At 68.3% G+C, this 19,951-nt stretch carries 21 protein-coding genes and 3 pseudogenes; 11 read left to right on the top strand and 13 right to left on the bottom strand.

Translation table 11 applies throughout. From position 1 onward, the window contains the following. A pseudogene (locus tag A9X04_RS20380) lies at positions 1-261 on the bottom strand (SRPBCC family protein); the annotation flags it as partial. Here A9X04_RS20380 and A9X04_RS29915 point away from each other — a divergent pair. The 4 genes and pseudogenes from A9X04_RS29915 (at position 258) to A9X04_RS20365 (ending at position 2,945) form a co-directional block, all read left to right on the top strand. After that, a complete protein-coding gene (locus A9X04_RS29915) occupies positions 258-383 on the top strand; it encodes a hypothetical protein (protein ID WP_369828982.1) in 126 nt (41 codons plus the stop codon). The pseudogene A9X04_RS20380 and the gene A9X04_RS29915 overlap by 4 nt on opposite strands. Positions 384-387: 4 nt before the next feature. Next, the gene (locus A9X04_RS20375) at positions 388-1,407 is read left to right on the top strand and encodes a 3-oxoacyl-ACP synthase III family protein (protein WP_067924298.1); all 1,020 of its coding nucleotides are present in this window, start codon (positions 388-390) and stop codon (positions 1,405-1,407) included. Beyond that, a pseudogene (locus A9X04_RS20370) lies at positions 1,407-2,427 on the top strand (histidinol-phosphate transaminase); the annotation flags it as partial. The gene A9X04_RS20375 and the pseudogene A9X04_RS20370, both read left to right, overlap by 1 nt. 11 nt (positions 2,428-2,438) lie before the next feature. Further along, positions 2,439-2,945 (top strand): MarR family transcriptional regulator, encoded by a 507-nt coding sequence (locus A9X04_RS20365; protein ID WP_067924296.1) that lies wholly within the window; start codon positions 2,439-2,441, stop codon positions 2,943-2,945. A gap of 112 nt (positions 2,946-3,057) precedes the next feature. On the opposite strand, the gene A9X04_RS20360 is transcribed toward A9X04_RS20365, so the two are convergent. The 5 genes from A9X04_RS20360 to A9X04_RS20340 all read right to left on the bottom strand — a co-directional run bounded on the left by A9X04_RS20360 (position 3,058) and on the right by A9X04_RS20340 (position 8,091). Beyond that, positions 3,058-3,516, bottom strand: coding sequence for a nuclear transport factor 2 family protein (locus tag A9X04_RS20360; RefSeq protein WP_067924295.1), 459 nt, complete (start codon positions 3,514-3,516; stop codon positions 3,058-3,060). Positions 3,517-3,534: 18 nt separating this feature from the next. Next, positions 3,535-4,410 carry a 3-hydroxyisobutyrate dehydrogenase gene (mmsB, locus tag A9X04_RS20355; RefSeq protein ID WP_067924294.1) on the bottom strand — a complete coding sequence of 292 codons (876 nt, stop codon included), beginning with the start codon at positions 4,408-4,410 and terminating at the stop codon, positions 3,535-3,537. Positions 4,411-4,420: 10 nt separating this feature from the next. Next, complete coding sequence (locus A9X04_RS20350) at positions 4,421-5,590, bottom strand: acyl-CoA dehydrogenase family protein (protein ID WP_067924293.1); 1,170 nt, start codon at positions 5,588-5,590, stop codon at positions 4,421-4,423. 4 nt (positions 5,591-5,594) lie between these two features. Continuing rightward, a complete protein-coding gene (locus A9X04_RS20345; RefSeq protein ID WP_067924292.1) occupies positions 5,595-7,115 on the bottom strand; it encodes a CoA-acylating methylmalonate-semialdehyde dehydrogenase in 1,521 nt (506 codons plus the stop codon). Between the two features lie 79 nt (positions 7,116-7,194). After that, entirely contained in the window at positions 7,195-8,091 is an 897-nt protein-coding gene (locus A9X04_RS20340) for an SDR family oxidoreductase (RefSeq protein WP_067924291.1), read from the bottom strand. 84 nt (positions 8,092-8,175) lie between these two features. Between A9X04_RS20340 and A9X04_RS20335 the strand changes: the two genes are divergently transcribed. Genes A9X04_RS20335 through A9X04_RS20305 form a run of 7 tightly spaced genes read left to right on the top strand, consistent with a single transcriptional unit; the run spans position 8,176 to position 13,214 of the window. Continuing rightward, positions 8,176-8,748 carry a TetR/AcrR family transcriptional regulator gene (locus A9X04_RS20335; RefSeq protein WP_067924290.1) on the top strand — a complete coding sequence of 191 codons (573 nt, stop codon included), beginning with the start codon at positions 8,176-8,178 and terminating at the stop codon, positions 8,746-8,748. A 20-nt stretch (positions 8,749-8,768) separates the two neighbouring features. Then, a complete protein-coding gene (locus A9X04_RS20330) occupies positions 8,769-10,193 on the top strand; it encodes an NAD(P)-binding protein (protein ID WP_067924289.1) in 1,425 nt (474 codons plus the stop codon). A 45-nt stretch (positions 10,194-10,238) separates the two neighbouring features. Beyond that, positions 10,239-10,787 (top strand): RNA polymerase sigma factor, encoded by a 549-nt coding sequence (locus A9X04_RS20325; RefSeq protein WP_067924288.1) that lies wholly within the window; start codon positions 10,239-10,241, stop codon positions 10,785-10,787. Further along, on the top strand, positions 10,784-11,485 hold the full coding sequence (locus A9X04_RS20320; protein WP_067924287.1) for a Rieske (2Fe-2S) protein: 702 nt from the start codon (positions 10,784-10,786) through the stop codon (positions 11,483-11,485). Before A9X04_RS20325 ends, A9X04_RS20320 begins: the two co-directional genes overlap by 4 nt. Before the next feature lie 30 nt (positions 11,486-11,515). Beyond that, the gene (locus A9X04_RS20315; protein WP_102418721.1) at positions 11,516-11,905 is read left to right on the top strand and encodes a cupredoxin family copper-binding protein; all 390 of its coding nucleotides are present in this window, start codon (positions 11,516-11,518) and stop codon (positions 11,903-11,905) included. Then, positions 11,902-12,825, top strand: a complete 924-nt coding sequence (locus A9X04_RS20310) for a metallophosphoesterase (protein ID WP_067924285.1) — start codon at positions 11,902-11,904, stop codon at positions 12,823-12,825. Before A9X04_RS20315 ends, A9X04_RS20310 begins: the two co-directional genes overlap by 4 nt. Then, positions 12,822-13,214 carry a hypothetical protein gene (locus A9X04_RS20305; RefSeq protein WP_067924284.1) on the top strand — a complete coding sequence of 131 codons (393 nt, stop codon included), beginning with the start codon at positions 12,822-12,824 and terminating at the stop codon, positions 13,212-13,214. The genes A9X04_RS20310 and A9X04_RS20305 overlap by 4 nt, the downstream gene beginning before the upstream one ends. On the opposite strand, the gene A9X04_RS20300 is transcribed toward A9X04_RS20305, so the two are convergent. The 7 genes and pseudogenes from A9X04_RS20300 to A9X04_RS20270 form a co-directional block, all read right to left on the bottom strand. After that, a complete protein-coding gene (locus tag A9X04_RS20300) occupies positions 13,171-14,286 on the bottom strand; it encodes an acyltransferase (protein ID WP_067924283.1) in 1,116 nt (371 codons plus the stop codon). The two genes, A9X04_RS20305 and A9X04_RS20300, sit on opposite strands and share 44 nt — an antisense overlap. A gap of 104 nt (positions 14,287-14,390) precedes the next feature. Then, positions 14,391-15,515, bottom strand: a complete 1,125-nt coding sequence (locus tag A9X04_RS20295) for an acyltransferase (RefSeq protein ID WP_067924282.1) — start codon at positions 15,513-15,515, stop codon at positions 14,391-14,393. Positions 15,516-15,601: 86 nt separating this feature from the next. Next, positions 15,602-16,780, bottom strand: coding sequence for an acyltransferase (locus A9X04_RS20290; protein ID WP_067924281.1), 1,179 nt, complete (start codon positions 16,778-16,780; stop codon positions 15,602-15,604). Between the two features lie 230 nt (positions 16,781-17,010). Continuing rightward, entirely contained in the window at positions 17,011-17,619 is a 609-nt protein-coding gene (rfbC, locus tag A9X04_RS20285) for a dTDP-4-dehydrorhamnose 3,5-epimerase (protein ID WP_067924280.1), read from the bottom strand. 1 nt (position 17,620) lies between these two features. Further along, positions 17,621-18,616, bottom strand: coding sequence for a dTDP-glucose 4,6-dehydratase (rfbB, locus tag A9X04_RS20280; protein WP_067924279.1), 996 nt, complete (start codon positions 18,614-18,616; stop codon positions 17,621-17,623). A gap of 26 nt (positions 18,617-18,642) precedes the next feature. Continuing rightward, entirely contained in the window at positions 18,643-19,509 is an 867-nt protein-coding gene (locus A9X04_RS20275) for an LLM class F420-dependent oxidoreductase (RefSeq protein WP_067924278.1), read from the bottom strand. 25 nt (positions 19,510-19,534) lie between these two features. Next, positions 19,535-19,951 (bottom strand): annotated as a pseudogene (locus A9X04_RS20270) (LLM class F420-dependent oxidoreductase); the annotation flags it as partial.

Here is a 19,951-nt window from a genome sequence, read left to right as displayed (position 1 = left end):
CTGCAGCTCCAGCGCATGCCCGGCACCGAACATGTCCCAGAAGTCGCCCACCCACACCGGCCGCTGCGGCGGCGCGGTCTCCGGGTACGGGTTGTGGTCGTAGAACGGGTGGTGGCAGTTCGTCCACAGCACAACCGATCCCGGCTTGTCGAAGACCACCTGCGCGTCGACGACGCGCATGAGGTAGACCATCCACAGGTGCTTGCCCTGGTCCCACGCGCAGTGGTAGTCGACGGTCCGCGCCGCCGCAGCGGCCGGTGTGGGTGGGCGACTTCTGGGACATGTTCGGTGCCGGGCATGCGCTGGAGCTGCAGAACCTCAAGGCGATCGCCGAATACCGGCACCGCAACGGCCTGCCGGTGACGCCGAAATGGATGAGGTAGCAACATGAGCCGACCCAGCGTCAGCCTGATCGACGTATCCACCTATCTGCCCGGCGAGCCGATCGGCGCCGACTACTACGCCCAATTCGCCGAATCCGACGACCTGCGCGAGAACGTCATGTTCCGCGCGCCGAAGTTTCGCCACCACGTCGCGCGCGACGAGAGTTCGATCGACATGGTCGAACGTGCGGCGCAGGGCCTGATCGAGCGGCACGGCCGCGACGCGGTGGAGGGTGCGGACGTGCTGATCACCCACACCCAGGTGCCGGACATGGCGTTCTACGGCCAGGGCGGCGGCATCGCCCACCGGCTGGGCATGCGACCGTCCTGGGTGCTCGACCTGAACAACGGCGGCTGCGCGGCGTTCGTGTTGGCGCTCAACGTGGCTCGCAAACTGCTGGCCGGCGGCGACGGGCGCACCGCGCTGATCGCCATCGCGCAAAACGCTGCGGGCCAGTTCTTCGATCAGCCGACCATCCGGCGCAAGGCGCAGTCCGCGGTGCCCGGGGACGGCGCGGCGGTGGGCCTTGTCGCGCTCGGCGACCGGTCACCCATTCTGGACGTCGAGTGCCGCACCTACGGTGAGTACGCCGGTGAGATGACCCTGTCCTACGAACCGCCGCGCAAGTGGTGGCAGGCCGGGCCCGGGGAGGGCAGCATCGGCTTCACCGAAAGCAAGATCACCAAGGTGCTGGCCCGGGGCAATCGGCAGGTTCCCGAGGTGGCCCTGGCGGTGTGCGACCGAATCGGACTGCCCGCCAAGGACATCGACCTGCTGGTCACCAACCAGCCCAATCGGGTGTTCCTGCGCAACTGGCGTGAGGCGCTCGAACTACCCCCCGAGCGGCATCGAGACACCTTCGACGAGTGTGGCAACCTGTTCGGCGCCGGGATCCCGATCAACCTCGACCGCGCGATCTCCGACGGCCGGCTCGGGGTCGGCGACGTCGTGATGATGGCGGCATTCGCCCATGCCGGCGACTTCGCCGGTGCGGCGGCGGTGCGCTGGGGCGGGCGAGACTGATGCAGCCCGACGCGGGGGATCCGCTCGGGTTGTCGCTCAACGAGAACCCGTTCCCACCGCTGCCTCAGGTGCGATCGGCACTGATGCGGTCCGTCCAGACGGCCCACCGCTATCCGGAATTCCTGCCCGAACGGCTGCGCGGCGTGATCGCCGACCACATCGGGGTGCCCGCCGACCGGGTGGTGCCGGGCGCCGGCGCGACGGGCGTCGCGCTGCTGGCCCTGCAGGCGCTGACCGTCCCGGGCGACACGATGGCGATGGCGACACCCACCTTCGACGGTTACCCGATCCTCGCGCGGATGGCGCGGCTGAAGACGCGGACGGTTGCGCTGGATGAGCACGGTCACCACGACCTCGACGGGCTGGCGCGCGCCGCCGCCGATGCCCGGGTGGTGGTGCTGTGCCGGCCGCACAACCCCACCGGAACGCTGGAGTCCGCGGACGCCGTTTCGGCGTTCCTGCGCCGCGTCTCGCGCGACACCGTCGTCCTGCTCGATGAGGCGTATGTCGAATTCACCGCGCCCGAGCACCGCATCGCCGTTTCGGCGTTGATCGCCCGCTTTCCCAATGTGGTGGTGGTGCGCACCTTCTCCAAGGCCTACGGCCTGGCGGGGCTGCGCATCGGTTACGCGGTGGCGTCGCCGGAGCTGGCCCGGACACTGTGGTCCCACCAGCAGCCGTTCGGCGCCGCGATCACCAGTTTGGTCGCGGTCGCCGCGTCGTACGGCGCGGAAGATCAACTGCTGCACCGGGTCCGGTTGATCAACGCCGAACGCTGCTATCTGCGGATGCGGCTGAGCGCGATGGGGGTCTACACGACGGACGCGCACGCGAACTTCCTGTACCTGCTTCCGAAAACGGATGGCCGGGGCGCGCCGTGGCACGAGGTTTTCGCCGAAGGCGGGTTGCGGGTGCGGTGCTACCCGGACGGCGGCGCGCGGATCACCGTCGGGCACCGCGCGTCGACGCTGGCGGTGCTGTCGGCGGTGGGGAAAGGCCACGCTCGCGCGCCAAGTGCGGTATGAAGGGGCGTGGCTGCCTCACGACCGCGCAAGCGTGATCCGATCGCCGCGGCGCGTGACAACTGGGAGCGCTCCGGTTGGGCCGACGTGGCGCCGGGCATGGTCGCGGTGACGTCGGTGATGCGCGCCCATCAGATCCTGCTGGCCCGCGTCGAGACGGCGTTGCGCCCCTACGACCTGAGCTTCTCCCGGTACGAGTTGCTGCGGCTGCTGGCGTTCAGCCGCACCGGCGCGCTGCCGATCACCAAGGCATCCGACCGGCTGCAGGTCCACGTCACGAGCGTGACCCACGCGATCCGCCGGCTGGAAGCCGACGGCCTGGTGCAACGGGTACCCCACCCCACCGATGGCCGCACCACGCTGGTGCAGATCACCGAGCTGGGCCGCTCGACGGTCGAGGACGCCACGGTCACGCTCAACGAACAGGTCTTCGCCGACATCGGGATGTCCGAAAGCGAAGCGCAGGCGCTGGTTTCGTCGATCGAGACGCTGCGCCGCGACGCCGGCGACTTCTAGGATTGAACCAGAGAAAGTCCATCCTTCGCCGAACGTGTACTGAGTGCGATTTTTCCCGCGATATTTCGCAGTGAGTACACGCTCGGCGCGTTGTTGCACCCACTACGGTGGCTCAGCCGCTGCGCGGCGCCGCGCTTCGTCTGCTCATCCACGGCAGCAGGGGCAGCAGGGCATACATTGCGAGACCTGCTGCGGCGTTGGGTGGATTGATGTACTCGCGGATCGCATCGAATCGGCCTTCGCGCATATGGAAAACGAAACAGTAACCGTCCACTGTTAGGCGCAGTCCGAGACCTCCAACGATGAGCTTGTGCTTGTACTCCACACACAAGTGCTCGCCGTCGGTGAACCAGTTCTTGATCTCAACGTGAGAGCGTTGGTCGTGCCGTCTGCTGCGGCCCGCCGCAAGCGCCATGGACTCGATCGCTCGGCGACCCGACCACGTGTGGCCGATCGGCATGATGGTCCAGGTCGCATCGTCGGTCACGATCGATCCGACTCCCGCATAGTCGTCCTCTTGCACCATGCGGAAATAGGCTTGGATGAGTTGTTCGTTCTGTGTCGGCGGCATCAGACGAAACTCCCGGATTCAGCTCTCCCGCAGCATTTCGATGACCGCGCTGAAGTCCTTGTCCGCGTGGTCGGTCGCGAACTTGGCGTAGATCTCGGCGGCGTGCCGGCCCAGCGGTGCCGTCGACCCGGTGGAGTTCACCGCGTCCATGGCCAGGCCCAGGTCCTTGTTCATCAGCGCGGTCGCGAAACCCGGCTTGAAGTCGTTGTTGGCCGGCGAGGTCGGGACCGGCCCCGGCACCGGGCAGTTGGTGTGCACGGCCCAGCAATTGCCGGTCGCGCCGGTGATGACGTCGAAAAGGGACTGCGCGGGCAGCCCGAGCTTCTCGGCCAGGACGAACGCCTCGCCGATGGCGATCTGCTGCACCGCCAGCACCATGTTGTTGCACACCTTGGCGGCCTGCCCGGCCCCGGCCGCGCCGCAGTGAATGACCTTGCCCGCCATGGGTTCGAGCACCGGCCGGGCGCGCTCCAGGGCGGCCTCGTCGCCGCCCACCATGAACGCCAGCGTCCCGGCCACGGCGCCCTTCACGCCACCGGAGACCGGCGCGTCCAGCTGCGAAACCCCGTGCGATTCCGCAAGCGCGTGCACCTCGCGGGCGTCGTTGACCGAGATCGTGGAGCTGTCGATGAACAGCGCGCCGGACTGGGCGGCCGGGAGCACCTCGGCGTAGCAGCGCTTCACCAGGTCGCCGTTGGGCAGCATGGTGATCACCACGTCGGCCCCCGTCACCGCGTCGGTCGCGGTGTCGAACGTCGTGACCCCGTTGCCGGCCGCGGCGGCCACGGCCGCGGACACCGGGTCGAACCCGCGCACCGTGTGGCCCGCGGCCACCAGGTTCGCCGACATCGGCCCGCCCATGTTGCCCAGACCGAGAAAAGCGATGCTCGTCATGGTCGCCTTTCTACGCGCCCGCACGCGCCCGTGCGGCCTCGGCCCTACCTATGACCACGCGCATGATTTCGTTCGTGCCTTCCAGGATCCGGTGCACCCGCAGGTCGCGCACGATCTTCTCGAGGCCGTACTCGCGCAGGTAGCCATAACCGCCGTGCAACTGCAGGGCCTTGTCGGCCACCTCGAAGCAGGTGTCGGTGACGTAGCGCTTGGCCATCGCGCACAGCGCGACCTTGTCGGGGTCGTCGTTGTCCAACGCATCGGCGGCCCGCCACAACATCATTCGCGAGGTTTCCAGCCCGGTGGCCATGTCGGCCAGGGTGAACCGGATGGTGGGCTCGTCGAGCAGGGCCTTCCCGAACGCCTCGCGTTCGCGGACGTAGGCCGCGGCCTTGTCGAAGGCGGACTGGGCGCCGCCCAGCGAGCATGCCGCGATGTTGAGCCGCCCGCCGTTGAGGCCGTTCATCGCGATGCCGAAGCCGGTGCCCTCACCGTCCGCGCCGCCCAGCATCGCGTCGGCGGGCACGCGGACACCGTCGAAGATCACCTGCGCGGTGGGCTGGGCGTGCCAGCCCATCTTCTCTTCCAGCGCCCCGAAACTGAGCCCGGCGGAACCCTTTTCGACGACGAAGGCCGAGATGCCGCGCGGGCCCGGATTCTCGGGGCCGCCGGTCCTGGCCATCACCACGTAGACGTCCGAGGCGCCCGCGCCGGAGATGAACTGCTTGACCCCGTCAAGCACATAATCGCCGCCCTCGCGGACGGCGCGGGTGCTCAACGCGCTGGCGTCCGACCCGGCGCCCGGCTCGGTGAGGCAGTAGCTGGCGATGACGTCCATCGAGGCCAGCCGCGGCACCCAGGCCTTGCGCTGTTCGGCGGTGCCGAACTTGTCGATCATCCACGCGCACATGTTGTGGATGGACAGGAAAGCCGCGGTGGTCGGGTCGGCGATGGCCAGTTGCTCGAAGATGCGGACCCCGTCGAGCCGGCGCAGCCCGCTGCCGCCGACGTCCTCGCGGCAGTAGATCGCCGCCATGCCGAGCTCGGCGGACTCGCGCAACACGTCGGTCGCGAAGTGCTTGGTCGCGTCCCATTCCAGGGCGTGCGGGGCGAGGCGTTTGGCGGCGAACGCGGCCGCCGTCTCGGTGATGACCCGCTCGTCGTCGTTGAGGGTGAACATGTACCTAATCCATTGTGGGAATCACGAATTCGGCGCCGTCCTTGATGCCGGAGGGCCACCGCGACGTGACGGTCTTGGTCTTGGTGTAGAACATGATCGACGAGGGACCGTGCTGGTTGAGGTCGCCGAAGCCGGAGCGCTTCCACCCGCCGAACGTGTGGTAGGCCACCGGGACCGGGATCGGCACGTTGACGCCGACCATGCCCACCTGCACCCGGGAGACGAAGTCGCGGGCGGCGTCGCCGTCGCGGGTGAAGATCGCCACGCCGTTGCCGTACTCGTGCTCCGACGGCAGGGCCAGGGCCTCTTCGTAGTCGTGGGCGCGCACGATGCACAGCACCGGACCGAAGATCTCGTCGGTGTAGATGGACATCGCGGGGGTGACGTGGTCGAACAGCGTTGGACCGATGAAGAATCCGCCCTCGAGGTTGGCGTCACCGAAGGTGAGGTCGTCGCTGGCGCGTTCGCGGCCGTCGATCACCAACTCGGCGCCCGCCTCGACGCCCTGGCCGATGTAGTTGCGCACCCGGGCCAGGGCGGCCTCGGTGACCAGCGGACCGTAGTCGGCCTTCGGGTCGAGGCTGTGGCCCACGCGCAGGTTGTTGATCCGGTCGATGAGCCTGGCGCGCAGCCGATTTGCTGTCTGCTCGCCCACCGGCACCGCGACGCTGATCGCCATGCAGCGCTCGCCGGCGCTGCCGTACCCGGCGCCGATCAAGGCGTCGACGGCCTGGTCCAGGTCCGCGTCGGGCATCACGATCATGTGGTTCTTGGCGCCGCCGAAGCACTGCGACCGCTTGCCGGTGGCCGCGGCCGTCGCGTAGATGTACTGGGCGATGTCGGAGCTGCCGACGAAGCCCACCGCCTGGATGTCGGGATGGTGCAGGATGGCGTCGACGGCCTCCTTGTCGCCGTGCACGACCTGGAACACGCCCGGCGGCAGGCCCGCCTCCAAGAAGAGCTCGGCCAGCCGCACCGGGACCGACGGGTCACGTTCGCTGGGCTTGAGCACGAACGCGTTGCCGCAGGCGAGGGCGGGCCCGGCCTTCCACAGCGGGATCATGGCGGGGAAGTTGAACGGGGTGATGCCCGCGACCACGCCCAGCGGCTGGCGCAGCGAGTAGACGTCGATCCCCGGTCCGGCGCCCTCGGTGTACTCGCCCTTGAGCAGGTGCGGGATGCCGATGGCGAACTCGATGACCTCGATGCCGCGTTGGACGTCGCCGCGTGAGTCGGCCACCGTCTTGCCGTGTTCGAGGGACAGCATCTCGGCGAGCTCGTCCATGTGCTCGTTGACCAGTTCGATGAAGCGCATCATCACCCGCGCGCGGCGCTGCGGATTCCATGCCGCCCAACCCTTTTGGGCTTCGACGGCCGAGGCCACGGCGGCGTCGATCTCGGCCTTGCCGGCCATCGGCACCTGCGCCTGTACCTCCCCGGTGCTGGGGTTGAAGACGTCGGCGGTGCGGGTGGACTGGCCCGCGGTGCGCTGCCCGTCGATGAAGTGGGGGATCTGTGTGGTCATGGTGTCCTCGGTTTAGTGCGCGCGTGAGAGGCGGATACTTGGATATCCTAGTAACCGTGGTCGAGCGCCGCAAGGACACCTACAAGTTCGCCACGGGCGCCTCGGGGTAGTTTCCGGCCGCCAGGTCCTCGAGCAGGCTGGGATGAGTGGGCTGCCAACCGAATCGCTCGCGGGTCAGCTCGCTGGACGCCGGCTGGTCCGTTGCGAAGACCGCGCCGAGGAATCCGAAACTTTCCGCCGGGACCGACGCGGTGGGCACGTTGAGCTGCCGCCCGATGACCTCGGCGAGCGCGCGCATCGGGTCGCCCTCGTCGGCGACGGCGTGGGCCACCGTGCCGGGCGTGGCGTCTTCGAGAACCAGACGAAACAGGCGCGCGGCGTCGAGGACGTGCACGGCCGGCCAGCGCTGGCTCCCGTCGCCCACGTAGCCGGAGACCCCGGTGCGTCGCGCGGCCTCGACGAGCAGCGACGCGAACCCGCAGGGGCCGGCAGCCCGGTGCACGGACCGGGGGAGGCGCACCACCGTCGACCGGACCCCCTTGGCGGCCAGTTCCAGGGCGGCGTGCGCGTTGCGGCCGCGGCCGCCGATGGGTCCCTCGGTCGGCATCGGGTCCCGTTCGGTGGAGGGGCGTCCCGCGATGCGCGGTGTGCCCGACGCCATGATGAACGGCTTGCCGCTCCCCGCGAGAGCGGCGCCGAAAGTCTCGACGGCAGCGGCCTCCTGAGCGACCGCCTTCTCGAAGTCGTCGAAGTGCAGGAAGGCGAGGTGGATGACGCCATCGGCCTGGACCGCGCCTTTGAACAGGCTCTCGGGATCGTCGAGGTCGCCGCGCAACACGTCGGCCCCCATGGACGCGGCGGCCCGCGCCGACGCGTCGGAGCGCGCCAGCGCCAGAACTTCGTGGCCCGCACCGATGAGCTCGGGCAGGACGGCCGAACCGATCCCGCCGGTGGCGCCCGTGACGAAAACGCGCATGATCAACTCCTTCGAGTGATGGGACTTATGTCTCATCACGTTACCAGAGCGATGGGACAAAGGTCGCATCGCTACGATGACGGGATGCCCCGATGGGAACCGGATGCGCGGCTGCGGCTGGTCGAGGCCGCGCTGCATCTGTTTTCCGAGCAGGGCTACGACCGGACCACGGTCGCCGAGATCGCCGAGCGCGCCGGCCTGACCAAGAGCACGTTCTTCCGGTACTTTCCCGACAAGCGCGAGGTGCTGGCGGCGGGCCAGGCGACCCTGTCGCGGCTCTTGGTGGACGGCATCTCGTCGGCGCCCGCGGACGCCACTCCGCTCGCCGCGGTCGCCAGCGGGCTGGAGCGCGCCGCCGGTTCGATGACGCCGTTCAATCGCGAGCTCGCCCCCCGGTTGAAAGCCGTCATCGCCAGCAGCACCGAGTTGCAGGAGCGCGACACGCTCAAACAGGTCGGCCTCGCCGCGGCGATGGCCGACGCGTTGCGCGCGCGGGGGGTGGCGGACCGGGCGGCGACGCTGGCGGCCGAAATGGGAGGCCTCGCGTTCAAGGAGGCATTCGCCGCGTGGCTTGCCGCGGATGACGAGCAAGACCTGGGCGAACTGGCGCGCAAAGCCCTGGACGACCTTCGCGCGGCGGCCGCCGACATCGGGTGAGCGCGCTAGCCTTCAGGCGTATGCACACCATCGAGGCGGACTACCTGGTGGTCGGCGCGGGCGCCATGGGGATGGCGTTCGCCGACACGCTGGTGACCGAGACTGCAGCGACCGACGCGCGGGTGGTGCTGGTCGACCGCAACCACCAGCCGGGCGGGCACTGGACCATGGCCTACCCGTTCGTGCGGTTGCATCAGCCCTCGGCGTTCTACGGCGTCAACTCGCTGCAGCTGGGTGGCGACTCGATCGACCGAATCGGCTGGAACCAAGGGCTTTACGAGTTGGCCACCGCCGGCGAGGTGTGCGCCTACTACGACCATGTGCTGCGCAGGCGGCTGTTGGCGAGCGGGCGGGTCACCTACTTCCCGATGAGCGAATACCGCGGGGAAGGCCGGTTTACCACGCTGGCCGGGACCGACCACACCGTCAGCGCGACGCGCCGCGTCGTCGACGCCACCTACATGCACGTCACGGTGCCGGCCATGCGGCCGCCGCCCTATCCGGTCGCGCCGGGCATCGCCTGCGTGCCCCCCAACGACCTGCCGAGACTCGGTGCGCACGAGCGCTACGTGATCGTCGGGGCCGGCAAGACCGGCATCGACACCTGCCTGTGGCTGCTGGGCCAGGGCATCGCGCCCGACCGGCTGACCTGGATCGCGCCCCGCGACTCCTGGCTGCTGGACCGCGCGCGGATGCAGCCCGGGCCGTTGTTCGCCGCCCAGATCAAAGCCGGCTTCATCGCGCAGCTTCGCGCCATCAGCGACGCCACGTCGGTCGAGGACCTGTTCGCGCGGCTCGAGGAATCCGGCGGTGTGTTGCGGATAGATCCGGCGGTCCGCCCGACCATGTATCGGTGCGCGACCGTCACCCGGCTGGAACTCGAGCAGCTGCGGCGCATCGCCGACGTGGTGCGGCTGGGCCACCTGCTGCGCGTCGAGGCGGACCGGATGGTCCTCGACGGCGGCACGGTGGCGAGCGACGGCAACGCTCTGTACATCGACTGCACCGCCGACGGTGCCGAAAAGCGCCCGGCGACACCGATTTTCGATGACGGGCGGATCACGTTGCAAAGCGTGCGCGGATGCCAGCAGGTCTTCAGCGCAGCGCTCATCGCCCATGTCGAGGCCGCGTACCACGACGACCCGACGAAAAACGAACTGTGCGTGCCGTTGCCACATCCCGACACCGACCTGGACTGGCTGCGCCTGGCGCTGGCCGACTACAGCAATCAGCTGCGCTGGCTCGAGGACCCCAACCTCACGGGGTGGATGTCCGCCGCGCGCCTGGACCTGTTCGGTCACCTGATCGGTCACCTGCTGCCTCCGGCGTCGGCAAAGCCCCGGGTGCGCGAGCGGATGCTGGGCATCGCCAAATCGGTGTTCTCGGCCACCGCGACCAAACTCGACGAGCTGCTCAGTGAACAAACCTCGCTCGCCGCACCGTGATACCGGGTGTAACCCGATTCGGTATTCATCGGGTGGAGGAGGCACGTGGCGGCACGAAACGAACCGGTCAAACGACCCCTGCGGGCGGTGCCCGACAGCGGCTTTGACGAGGGCTACCCCGACTGGGAGGCCGTATACCAGGACAACGCGTCCTGGGTATACCGCACGCTGTTCGCCCGGGTCGGGAACCGGGCCGACGCCGAGGACCTCACCGCCGAAGTCTTCCTCGCCGCGCTGCGGCCGCTGCGGCTGACCGCGAGCGTCGGGGAGGTGCGCGCCTACCTGCGGGTCACCGCGCGCACGGTGCTGGCCGCGCATTGGCGGGAGACCCTGGGCCGGGAGATAACCTCGATCGACGACATCGAACAACCACCGGAGAGTGAGGAAGCGATCAGCACAGCGCCCCAGCGTGTCGCCCGGGTCCTCGACACCCTGCCGGACCGCTACCGGCAGATCCTGGAATTGCGCTTCCTGCAAGGGCATTCGATCAAGGACTCGGCCGCGGAGCTCGGGGTCAGCGTCGCCAATGCCAAGGTGCTCCAGCATCGCGCGCTGCGGCTGGCGGCGCAGGTCAACGAGGGGGGCCCGGCATGAACGCGCGCGGGTTGCGCCGATACGTCGACGACCTGTTGCGGGGCCGGCGGCCCAGGCCGTTCGCTCCCGACGACTTCGAGGCGGCGCAGCTGCGCACGGCGATCGAGCTGCGCGCGGCCGGGCGCAGGGACCAGGCCCCGCGGCAGGAATTCCTCGACGACCTGCACCGCCGCCTCGCCGAGCAGATGTCCGACGCCCGGCCACAAGCCGCGCGCACGCACAGCAGCACCCGCCGCCAGGTCATCGTCGGCACCTCTGCCGCCGCGGCCGCCGCGGTGACCGCGGTGTCCATCGACCGGGCGGTGATCAACGGTCGATCCGGCGGCGTTCCCGCCGCCGACAACGCGCCGCTGAAGCCCAACGCCGGAACCTGGCAGCGGGTGGCCGCCAGCTCGGATGTGCCGGACGGGGTCATGCATCCCTTCGACCTCGGTTCGGTCAACGGCTTCGTCCGCCGCGTCGACGGCAAGCCCCAGGCCATCTCCGGGGTGTGCACGCACCAAGGGTGCAGGCTGTGGTTCGACGCGCCCAGCGACAGGTTGCGCTGCCCGTGCCACTCGACGTCCTTCTCGCCGGCCGGACAGGTGCTCACCCATCAGCTGCCGATCGCTCCGAAACCATTGCCGCCGTTGCTGGTTCGCGAGGCCGACGGCGTCATAGAGGTGTTTGCGCCCCGCCGTCCCGACCAGCCCGCCTGAGTGGTGTAACGCGCCGCCCTATTCCTGGGCATGATGCTTACCAAACTCTCGGCGGCCGCACTCGCCGCCGTATTGCTGGCGGGCTGCTCGGCTTCCCGGCCCGCCGCCGGCTCCGGCACCAGCATGTCGATGGGCTCGGTGTCCATCACCGCGCCGGCGGCCCCGGCCAGCGGCGACCAGGTGAACATCGACGGCTTCGCGTTCGCGCCCGCCACGTTGACCGTCGCGGCCGGCACCACCGTCACGTGGACCAACCGCGACGAAGAACCGCACACGGTGGTCGCGAGCGACGGGTCGTTCCACTCGCCCGGGATGGGCACCGGGGCGACCTTCACCCACACCTTCAGCGCCCCCGGGACTTTCGACTACGTCTGCTCGATCCACCCGATGATGCGCGGGACCGTGGTGGTGACGCGATGAACCCGGACATGAGTCGCCGTCAGTTGATGCGGCACACGGCGTGGTTCGGCGCGGCGGTCGGGTTCGCCGTGGTCGGCGGCGAGGTGATCTCGCATGTCGCCGGCGCGGGGGCGGCCGAGCAGCGCGCGCAGGGCCGGCCCACGCTGCGGTTCGCGCAGATCAGCGACAGCCACATCGGCTTCACCGGGGCGCCCAACCCCGACGTCTCCGCCACCTTCGGCCACGCGATCGACCAGGTCAACAACCTCGGCTACACACCGGATTTCGTCGTTCACACCGGTGACCTGACACACCTGTCCAGCCCCGCACAGTTCGACCAGGTGAAGCAGATGATGAGCGCCTTGAAGACTCCGCGCGTGTTCACCGTGCCCGGGGAGCACGACTCGGTCGACGACGCGGGGCAGAAGTACCGAAACGCCTTCGGCGCGGGATCCGTCGGCGACGGCTGGTACAGCTTCGACATCGCCGGCGTGCACGTGATCGCGCTGGTGAACACGTTGAACCTGCGCAAGCTCGGTCACCTGGGCGCCGACCAGCTCGATTTCGTTCAGAAGGACGTCGCGCGGCTGTCGAGCGACACCCCCATCGTCGTGTTCAGCCACATCCCGTTGTTCGCGATGTACCCCGACTGGGGCTGGGGCACCGACGATGCGGGCCAGGCGCTGTCCTACCTGCGCCGGTTCTCCTCGGTCACCTGCCTCAACGGCCATGTGCACCAACTGTTCTCCAAGACGGAGGGAAAGGTGACGTTCTACAGCGGGACGACGACCGCGTACCCGCTGCCGCGACCCGGCGACGGGCCGGCGCCCAAGCCGGTCACCCTGCCGGCCGGCAAGCTCCGCGACGCACTCGGCATCCGCGAGGTCAGTTACACCCGGGGCGAGACCGCACTGGCGTTGAAAGAGCAGGCGCTGCAATGACTCTGTTGCTTCGCATCGGCATGGCCACGTCGTTGGCGGTCAGCGCCGCCGGCCACGCCTACCTGTATGTCCACGGCTACCGGCACATCCCTGAGATCGGCGCCGCGTTCCTGGTGCAGGCCAGCGTCTCGTTCGCGATAGCCGTGCTGATACTCGCCGGCGGCCCGGGATGGCTGCGCTGGGCCGGCGCGGCCGTGGCGGGTGGCTCCCTGGTGGCGTTCCTCATGTCCAGAACCGTTGGCCTGGACGGCTTTCTGGAGCGCGGCTGGGAGCCGGCGCCGCACGCGGCGATCAGTGTGAGCGCCGAAGTGCTGACGGTGGTGTTGTGGGCGGGGGAGCTGGCGACTAGGCGGGCTCGGGAAGTTCGCCACCCGGCTCATCAACCATGAGGTCGGCCGCGGCGACGGCTTCCTCTTCGACCGCCCACTTTCGCAACAGCCGAGACTTGAGCGACATCGCGGGCTTCTCGATCAGCAACCAGCTCAGCGCGGCCAACGGCAGCGTGGCCATCGCCGCAACGGCGGCGTGCGCAACCGCATTCGGCCGGCCAGGCCAACAGATCACCAGCAGCTGCTGAACCGGGAAGGCGTAGATGTACACGCCATAGGACAGATCGGTGCGGAGCCTTAGGCGTTCGTTTCGAAGCAGTGCACCGGAGGCGATGATGGCGTACGCGAGCGGAATCCCGCCCAGCAGCCGGTAATGCGGAAGCAGGGTGCCGCCCAACGCGACGACGGCCGCGCTCACCGCGACGAGCCACCAGCGGGCGGGGATCTTGTCGCGCCACTGGTAGAGCAACGCGCCCGCCGCGAACATGACGGCGAAGCGCGCGGTCACCGCGGCGAACTGGCCCGCCCACGGCTGGTCCGGGGCGATGGGCGGCGACAACGCCTCGCCGACGACCGCCACCGCCAATATCACGGGGGAGACCCACCGGCGGTGGGCAAGCCCGGCGATGCCGATAGCGGCGACCGCGGCATAACACGCCAGCTCGAAAGCCAACGTCCACAGCGAACTGTTCCAGCTCCCCGGATAGGGGACCCCTTGGGGCGTCCCGCCGACGTCGGCCTTGAGCAGGATCACCCCGCTGTTCATGGCGACGTACTCGACCGGCGCGGTGGAGAGCAGGAGCTTGAGCGCCGCGCCGCCCTGCATCGCCACGCCGATCGGCGCGATGACGAACGCGGTGACGACCAGGCAGACGTAGTAGCCGGGAAGGATGCGCAGGGCTCGGGCCGCGGAATAATCCCGCAGGTGCGGGTGACGAAGCCAGCTCGCGGTGATGAGGAAGCCCGAGACGGCGAAGAATCCGTCGACCCCGCCGTCGGCGAGGTAATGCGCGCCCATCCATGGGTGGCCCGTGAGGATGAACGAGTGACCGACGATCACCGTGGTCGCCAGCGTCAGCCGCCAGGCGTTGAGCGCATTCTGCCGAGTGTCGAACACTTGCCCGAGGGTCATTGGCCTCCGCCTATATCGCCCCCGAAGCCCGTCCGCGGCATACTATGACACGCCGTCGCGCGTGTGCGGAATTTTTGGCGATTTGGCCCGCTTGTGACCCGGGCCTAGGCGGCACCCGGGGCTTGGCGAGCGGGCCGGTCGGCGACGAGGTCGTCGGATTGTTCGCCGCCGGGGCCTGCGGGCGCGGGTGCGCCCCACTTCTGCTTGAGCCGGCGTTTCAGGGACATCGCGGGCTTTTCGATGGCGAACCAACTGGCCGCGGCCAACGGCAGCGTGGCCAGGGCGCTGGCGCCGAAGAACACGAACGGACTCAAAGTCGCGAGCCCGCAGACGGCCAGCATTTGCTGAGTGGGGTACGCGTAGATGTACACGCCGTAGGACAGGTCCGTGCGCAACTGCAGCCGCTTGTGGTGCAGCAGGGCGCCCGTCACGATGACGACGTACGCCAGGGGAAGGGCGGCGACGACGCGGTAATCGGGCAGGAAGCCGGCCGCAACAACGATGACCGCGCACACCCCGACCAGCCACCAGCGGGCGGGAATGACGTCGCGCCACTGATACATCACCGCTCCGGCGGCGAACATGATGGCCGAACGCGCCGCGAGCTGGGGGATGGTCCACACACCGGGGAAGGTCAGCGGCGGAAACGCCAGCGCCGCACACACGGCCAGCACCAGCATGACGGGAGAAACCCACCGGCGGTTGGCGAGCCCGACAACGCCGATAATCGCGACGGCGAGGTAGCACAGCAATTCCCAGACGAGGGACCACAGCGACGCGTTCCAGGTGGGCCCACTGGGCACCCCCTGCAATGTGCCGGCGATGCCCGGCTGCAGGTAGGCCACCGCGCTGTTCTTCAGGACGTACTCGATCGGCGCGATCGAGCCCAGCAGCTTGAGGGCCGACCCACCTTGGATCAGCACACTGATGGGTGCGAACGCGAACGCCGTCAACAGCAGGCAGATGTAAAAGCCGGGCAGGATGCGCAGGCCTCGCGCGGTGAGATAGTCACGCAATCGCGGGTCGGTCAGCCAACTTCTGGTGATGAGGAAGCCCGAGATCGCGAAGAAGCCGTCGACACCCACGGAAAAGAACACCTGATTGATCGCTGCGGGCGGCTGGCGGCCCGTGATAGCCCACGAGTGGAAGAGCATCACCTCGGCCGCGAGCGTTAACCGCAGCGCGTTCAGGGCATTATTACGCGGATCGAATACCTGTCCGAGCTTCATCCGTCTCCGACCGTCGTCCCCCATCGAACTGTCGGCGCCATAGTATCGGCCGGAGGCCGACGGCGTGGGCACTTGGCCGTTGCCGGCTAGGCGGTACTCGGTCTTTCCGGGGGCAGCGCGGGTTCGGCGACCTCGGGGGTGGGTCGCCCCATCGCCGGCTCCTCCTGGCTCTGGTCTTGGTCTTGGTCCTGTGGGGCGGTCAATTTCTTTCTGAACCGCCGTTTGAGGCGCCGCGCCGGCTTCTCGATCAGGAACCAGCTCGCCGCGGCCAGCGGCACCGTCGCGGCGGCGGTGACACCGGTGAGCAGCAGGGGATTCAGGGTGATGAGTCCGCAGACCAGCAGCAGTTGCTGGGTCGGGTAGGCGTAGATGTACATGCCGTAGGAGAGGTCCGTCCGCAGTTTCAGGTGCTTGTTGCGGATCAGGGCCCCCGACACGATCACGGCGTAGGCCAGGGGAACGGCGGCGACCACCCGGTAGTCGGGCAGGAAGCCGGCCGCCAGCACGATCACCGCGCTCACCGCCACCAGCGACCAGCGGACGGGGATCACGTCGCGCCACTGATACAGGAACGCGCCCGCCGCGAACATGATGGCGGCGCGGCAGGCCAGGAAGAACAGCGCGGTGCGGACGTCGCCCTCGTGCTGGGTCATCACGTCGGGGAATTTCAGCCCCGGCAGCATCATCGCGCCGCCCGTCGCCGCCACCAGGAACGCGAGGGAGACCCACCGGTGGGTGGCGAGTCCGACGACGCCGATGACGGCCACGATGAGGTAGCACATCACTTCCCAGATGAGGGACCACAGGGAAGCGTTCCAGACGCCCGCGCTGGGAACCCCGGTGGGTGTGCCGCCGATATCGAATTTGACCAGCGCCACGGCGCTGTTCTTCAACACGAAGTCCAGCGACGCGCCCGAGGTGATGAGCTTGGTGAACGAGCCGCCCTGAATCGCCACGCTGAGTGGGGCGATGACGAACGCGGTCACCAGCAGGCAGACGTAGAAGCCGGGCAGGATGCGCAGCGCGCGGGCGGCGAGGTACTCACGCAGGCGTGGGTTGCTGAGCCAGCTCGCGGTGATGAGGAATCCCGAGATGGCGAAGAACCCGTCCACCCCTATGCAAAGGAGAAGTTGAAGAACGGCCCGGTTGTTCGGCAGGTGGCCCCTGATCGGGAAGGTGTGCCAAAAGATCACCTCGCCGGCCAGCGCCAGCCGCCAGGCGTTCAGTGCATTGTTGCGCGGATCGAAGACCTGCCCGAGTTTCATCCGCCTCCCCCGTAGTCCGCACAGGGCCTATCGGCGTATCGTATCGCGACCACGCACCGAATTGGGCTGGTTCACGGTACCTGAGGTACCGCGCAATGGCAAATAAGCGGCGACCCCTTATCCGTTAATCGAGCTGGTCAACTGTTGAATACATTTTTGCGCGCGATGAGTCACCAAGTGTGTTGTGGGATAACGACCGTCGCGTTCGGCGGAATTGCTGGGTCACGCGCTTATCGGTTACGCATTTGCGCAATGAAGTGCTGCGTCTCTTCCCAGCTGGGCAAAAGCCCGGCGGCGCGCACTTCTTCGAGGCCGGGGGCTGCTGCGTCGCGGTCGGACAGGCTGGGTGCGGCACCGTTCACCAGCGGCCAGTCGACCCCGATCGCGGGATCGGTTGCACAAATGGTGTGCTCGCGCTGCGGGTTGTATTCGGCCGAGCACAGATACATCACCGTCGAATCGTCCTGCAGGGCAAGGAAGCCGTGCCCCAGGCCTTCGGACAGGTAGATCGTCCTGCGGTCCTTGTCGTCGAGCAGCACCGAATCCCACTGGCCGAACGTGGGCGAACCCTCGCGGATGTCGACCACGACATCGAACACCGAGCCGCGCACGCAGGTCACATATTTGGCCTGGCTGGGTGGCAGCTGCGCGAAGTGCAAGCCGCGCAACACGCCGGCGGACGAAACCGAACAGTTCGCTTGCCGGACATCGAGTCGGTGACCGGCGAACTCGGTGAATCCTTGGTCGGTAAGCCATTCGAAGAACAGGCCACGGGAATCGCCGTGAATGGTGGGGGTGATTTCCCATGCGCCGGGGACGGCCAGTTCGCGCACCTTCATTTTATTGACCACGCTCTTCGTAACGGGCTTCCGCGGCGTCTTTCAAAGGGCGCCACCACGATTCGTTGGCACGATACCAGTCGATGGTGGCGCTCAAGCCCTCCTCGAAATCGGTATGTTTTGGCGCCCAACACAGTTCGTCGTACAGCAGCGACGGGTTAATGGCGTAGCGCAGGTCGTGGCCGACCCGGTCGGTCACGTGGTCGAAGTCGTCGGGTTCGCGGCCCATCATCTTCAGCAGCGTGCGCAGCACGCTGAGGTTGTCGCGCTCGCCCTCGGAGCTGATCAGGTACGTGCGGCCGATCTCGCCCTTTTCCAGGATCCGCCGCACGGCGCTGTTGTGGTCGTCGACGTGAATCCAGTCGCGCACGTTGGCGCCGCTGCCGTACAGCTTGCACCGCCGGCCGGTGAGCACGTTGGTGATCTGGCGCGGAATGAACTTCTCGACGTGCTGGTAGGGCCCGTAGTTGTTGGAGCAGTTCGAGATCGTCGCTCGCACGCCGTACGACCGCACCCAGGCTCGGACCAGCATGTCGGCGGCGGCTTTGGTCGCCGAGTAGGGGCTCGAGGGGTTGTAGGGCGTCGACTCGGTGAACCGGTTGGGGTCGTCGAGCTCCAGGTCGCCGTAGACCTCGTCGGTCGAAATGTGATGCAGCCGCACACCGTGGCGGCGTACCGCTTCCAGGATGGTGAACGTCCCGACCACGTTGGTGTGCAGGAACGGCCCCGGGTCGTCCAGCGCGTTGTCCACGTGGCTCTCGGCGGCGAAGTGCACGACCGCGTCGGACTCGGCGACCAGCCGCGAGACGAGCTCGGCGTCGCAGATGTCGCCCACCACCAGCCGGATGGTGCCTTCGACGTCGGCCAGTGACTCGCGCCGGCCGGCGTAGGTCAGGGCGTCGAGCACCGTCACGGAGTCCTCGGGATGCTCGCGGACGGTGCTGTGCACAAAATTCGCGCCGATGAAGCCAGCGCCGCCGGTGACCAGTAGCCGCATGGTCAAACCCTAACCGAGCGAGTCGGTCAGCTTGCGGGAGTCAGCCCCAGCGGCCCGGCCAATTCGGTCAGCACGCGCACTACCTCGTCGTCGCCGGCCGCGTCGAGCACCTGGACCGCCACGTGGTCGGCGCCTGCGTCGATGTGCTCGTTGAGGCGTTGGGCGATGGCCTCGGCGGTGCCGTACGCCACCACCGCGTCGATCAGCTTGTCGCTGCCCGGCTTGCGGACGTCCGCTTCGGTGAAGCCGGTGCGCAGCCAGTTGTTCACGTAGTTGCTCAGGTCCAGGTAGAAGTCGGCGTACCTGCGGCCGACGGCGCGGGCTTCCTCCGCGTCGGTGGTCAGCACCACCTTGTGTTCGGGCGCGAGGAACACCGAGTTCCCGATCAGTTCGCGCGCCTTGGCGGTGTGTTCAGGGGTGGTCAGATACGGGTGCGCGCCGGCGCTGCGCTGCGCCGCCAACCGCAGCACGCGTGGGCCCAGCGCCGCCAGCACCCGGCGGCTGGTCGGCACCACCGCCGCGTCGAGCTCGTCGAGGTAGGAGACCAGCGCGTCGTACGGCTTGACGTACTCCTGGGTGTGTTCGGGATGTCCGACCCCGATCCCCAGCAAAAACCTTCCCGGATAGGCGCTTTCGATGCGGTGGAAGGATTCGGCCACCGGTTTGGCGTGTGCGGTCCAGATGTTGAGGATCCCGGTGGCCAGCTGCAACGATTCCGTCTCGGCCAGCGCCGGCTCCACCCAGGCCAGGTCGGCGTCGGGCGATCCGCCGATCCAGACGGCGCCGTAGCCGAGCGATTCGATCCGCCGCGCCAGGGCCGGGGTGATGGACCTGGACCCCAGCCACACGCCGAATCGGCCCAGGTCTGGTTTGAGTGCTACCGGCTCGGTCATCTACGTCCCCCTCGTGCGTCGTCTGCTAGCTCAGGCCGAGCGGCCCAGCCAATTGGGCCAGCGCCGGCACCAGGTTTTCATCCTTCGTCAGGACCTGCACGGGCACATGGTCGGCGCCCGCGTCGAGGTGCTCCTTCAACCGGGCCGCGATCGCCTCCGGCGTGCCGTAGGCGACGACCGCGTCGACAAAACGGTCGCTGCCCGGCTTCGTGACCTCCTCGTCGGTGAAGCCGAGCCGTTTCCAGTTGTTGCGGTAATTGGCGAGCTGGAAATAGATGTCGAGCGCCCTGCGGCCCACCGTACGGGCCTTCTCGGCGTCAGTGGTCAGCACCGCCTTGTGTTCGGGCGCCAGGAACGCCGACGGGCCGATCAGCTCGCGCGCCTGAGCGGTGTGCTCGGGGGTGGTCAGGTACGGGTGTGCCCCGGCGCTGCGCTCCGCGGA

The organism is Mycobacterium sp. E3247, assembly GCF_001667785.1.
Lineage (GTDB): Bacteria > Actinomycetota > Actinomycetes > Mycobacteriales > Mycobacteriaceae > Mycobacterium.
Note: the sequence above shows the minus strand (reverse complement) of the source record. Positions and strands in the feature narration are given on the sequence as shown.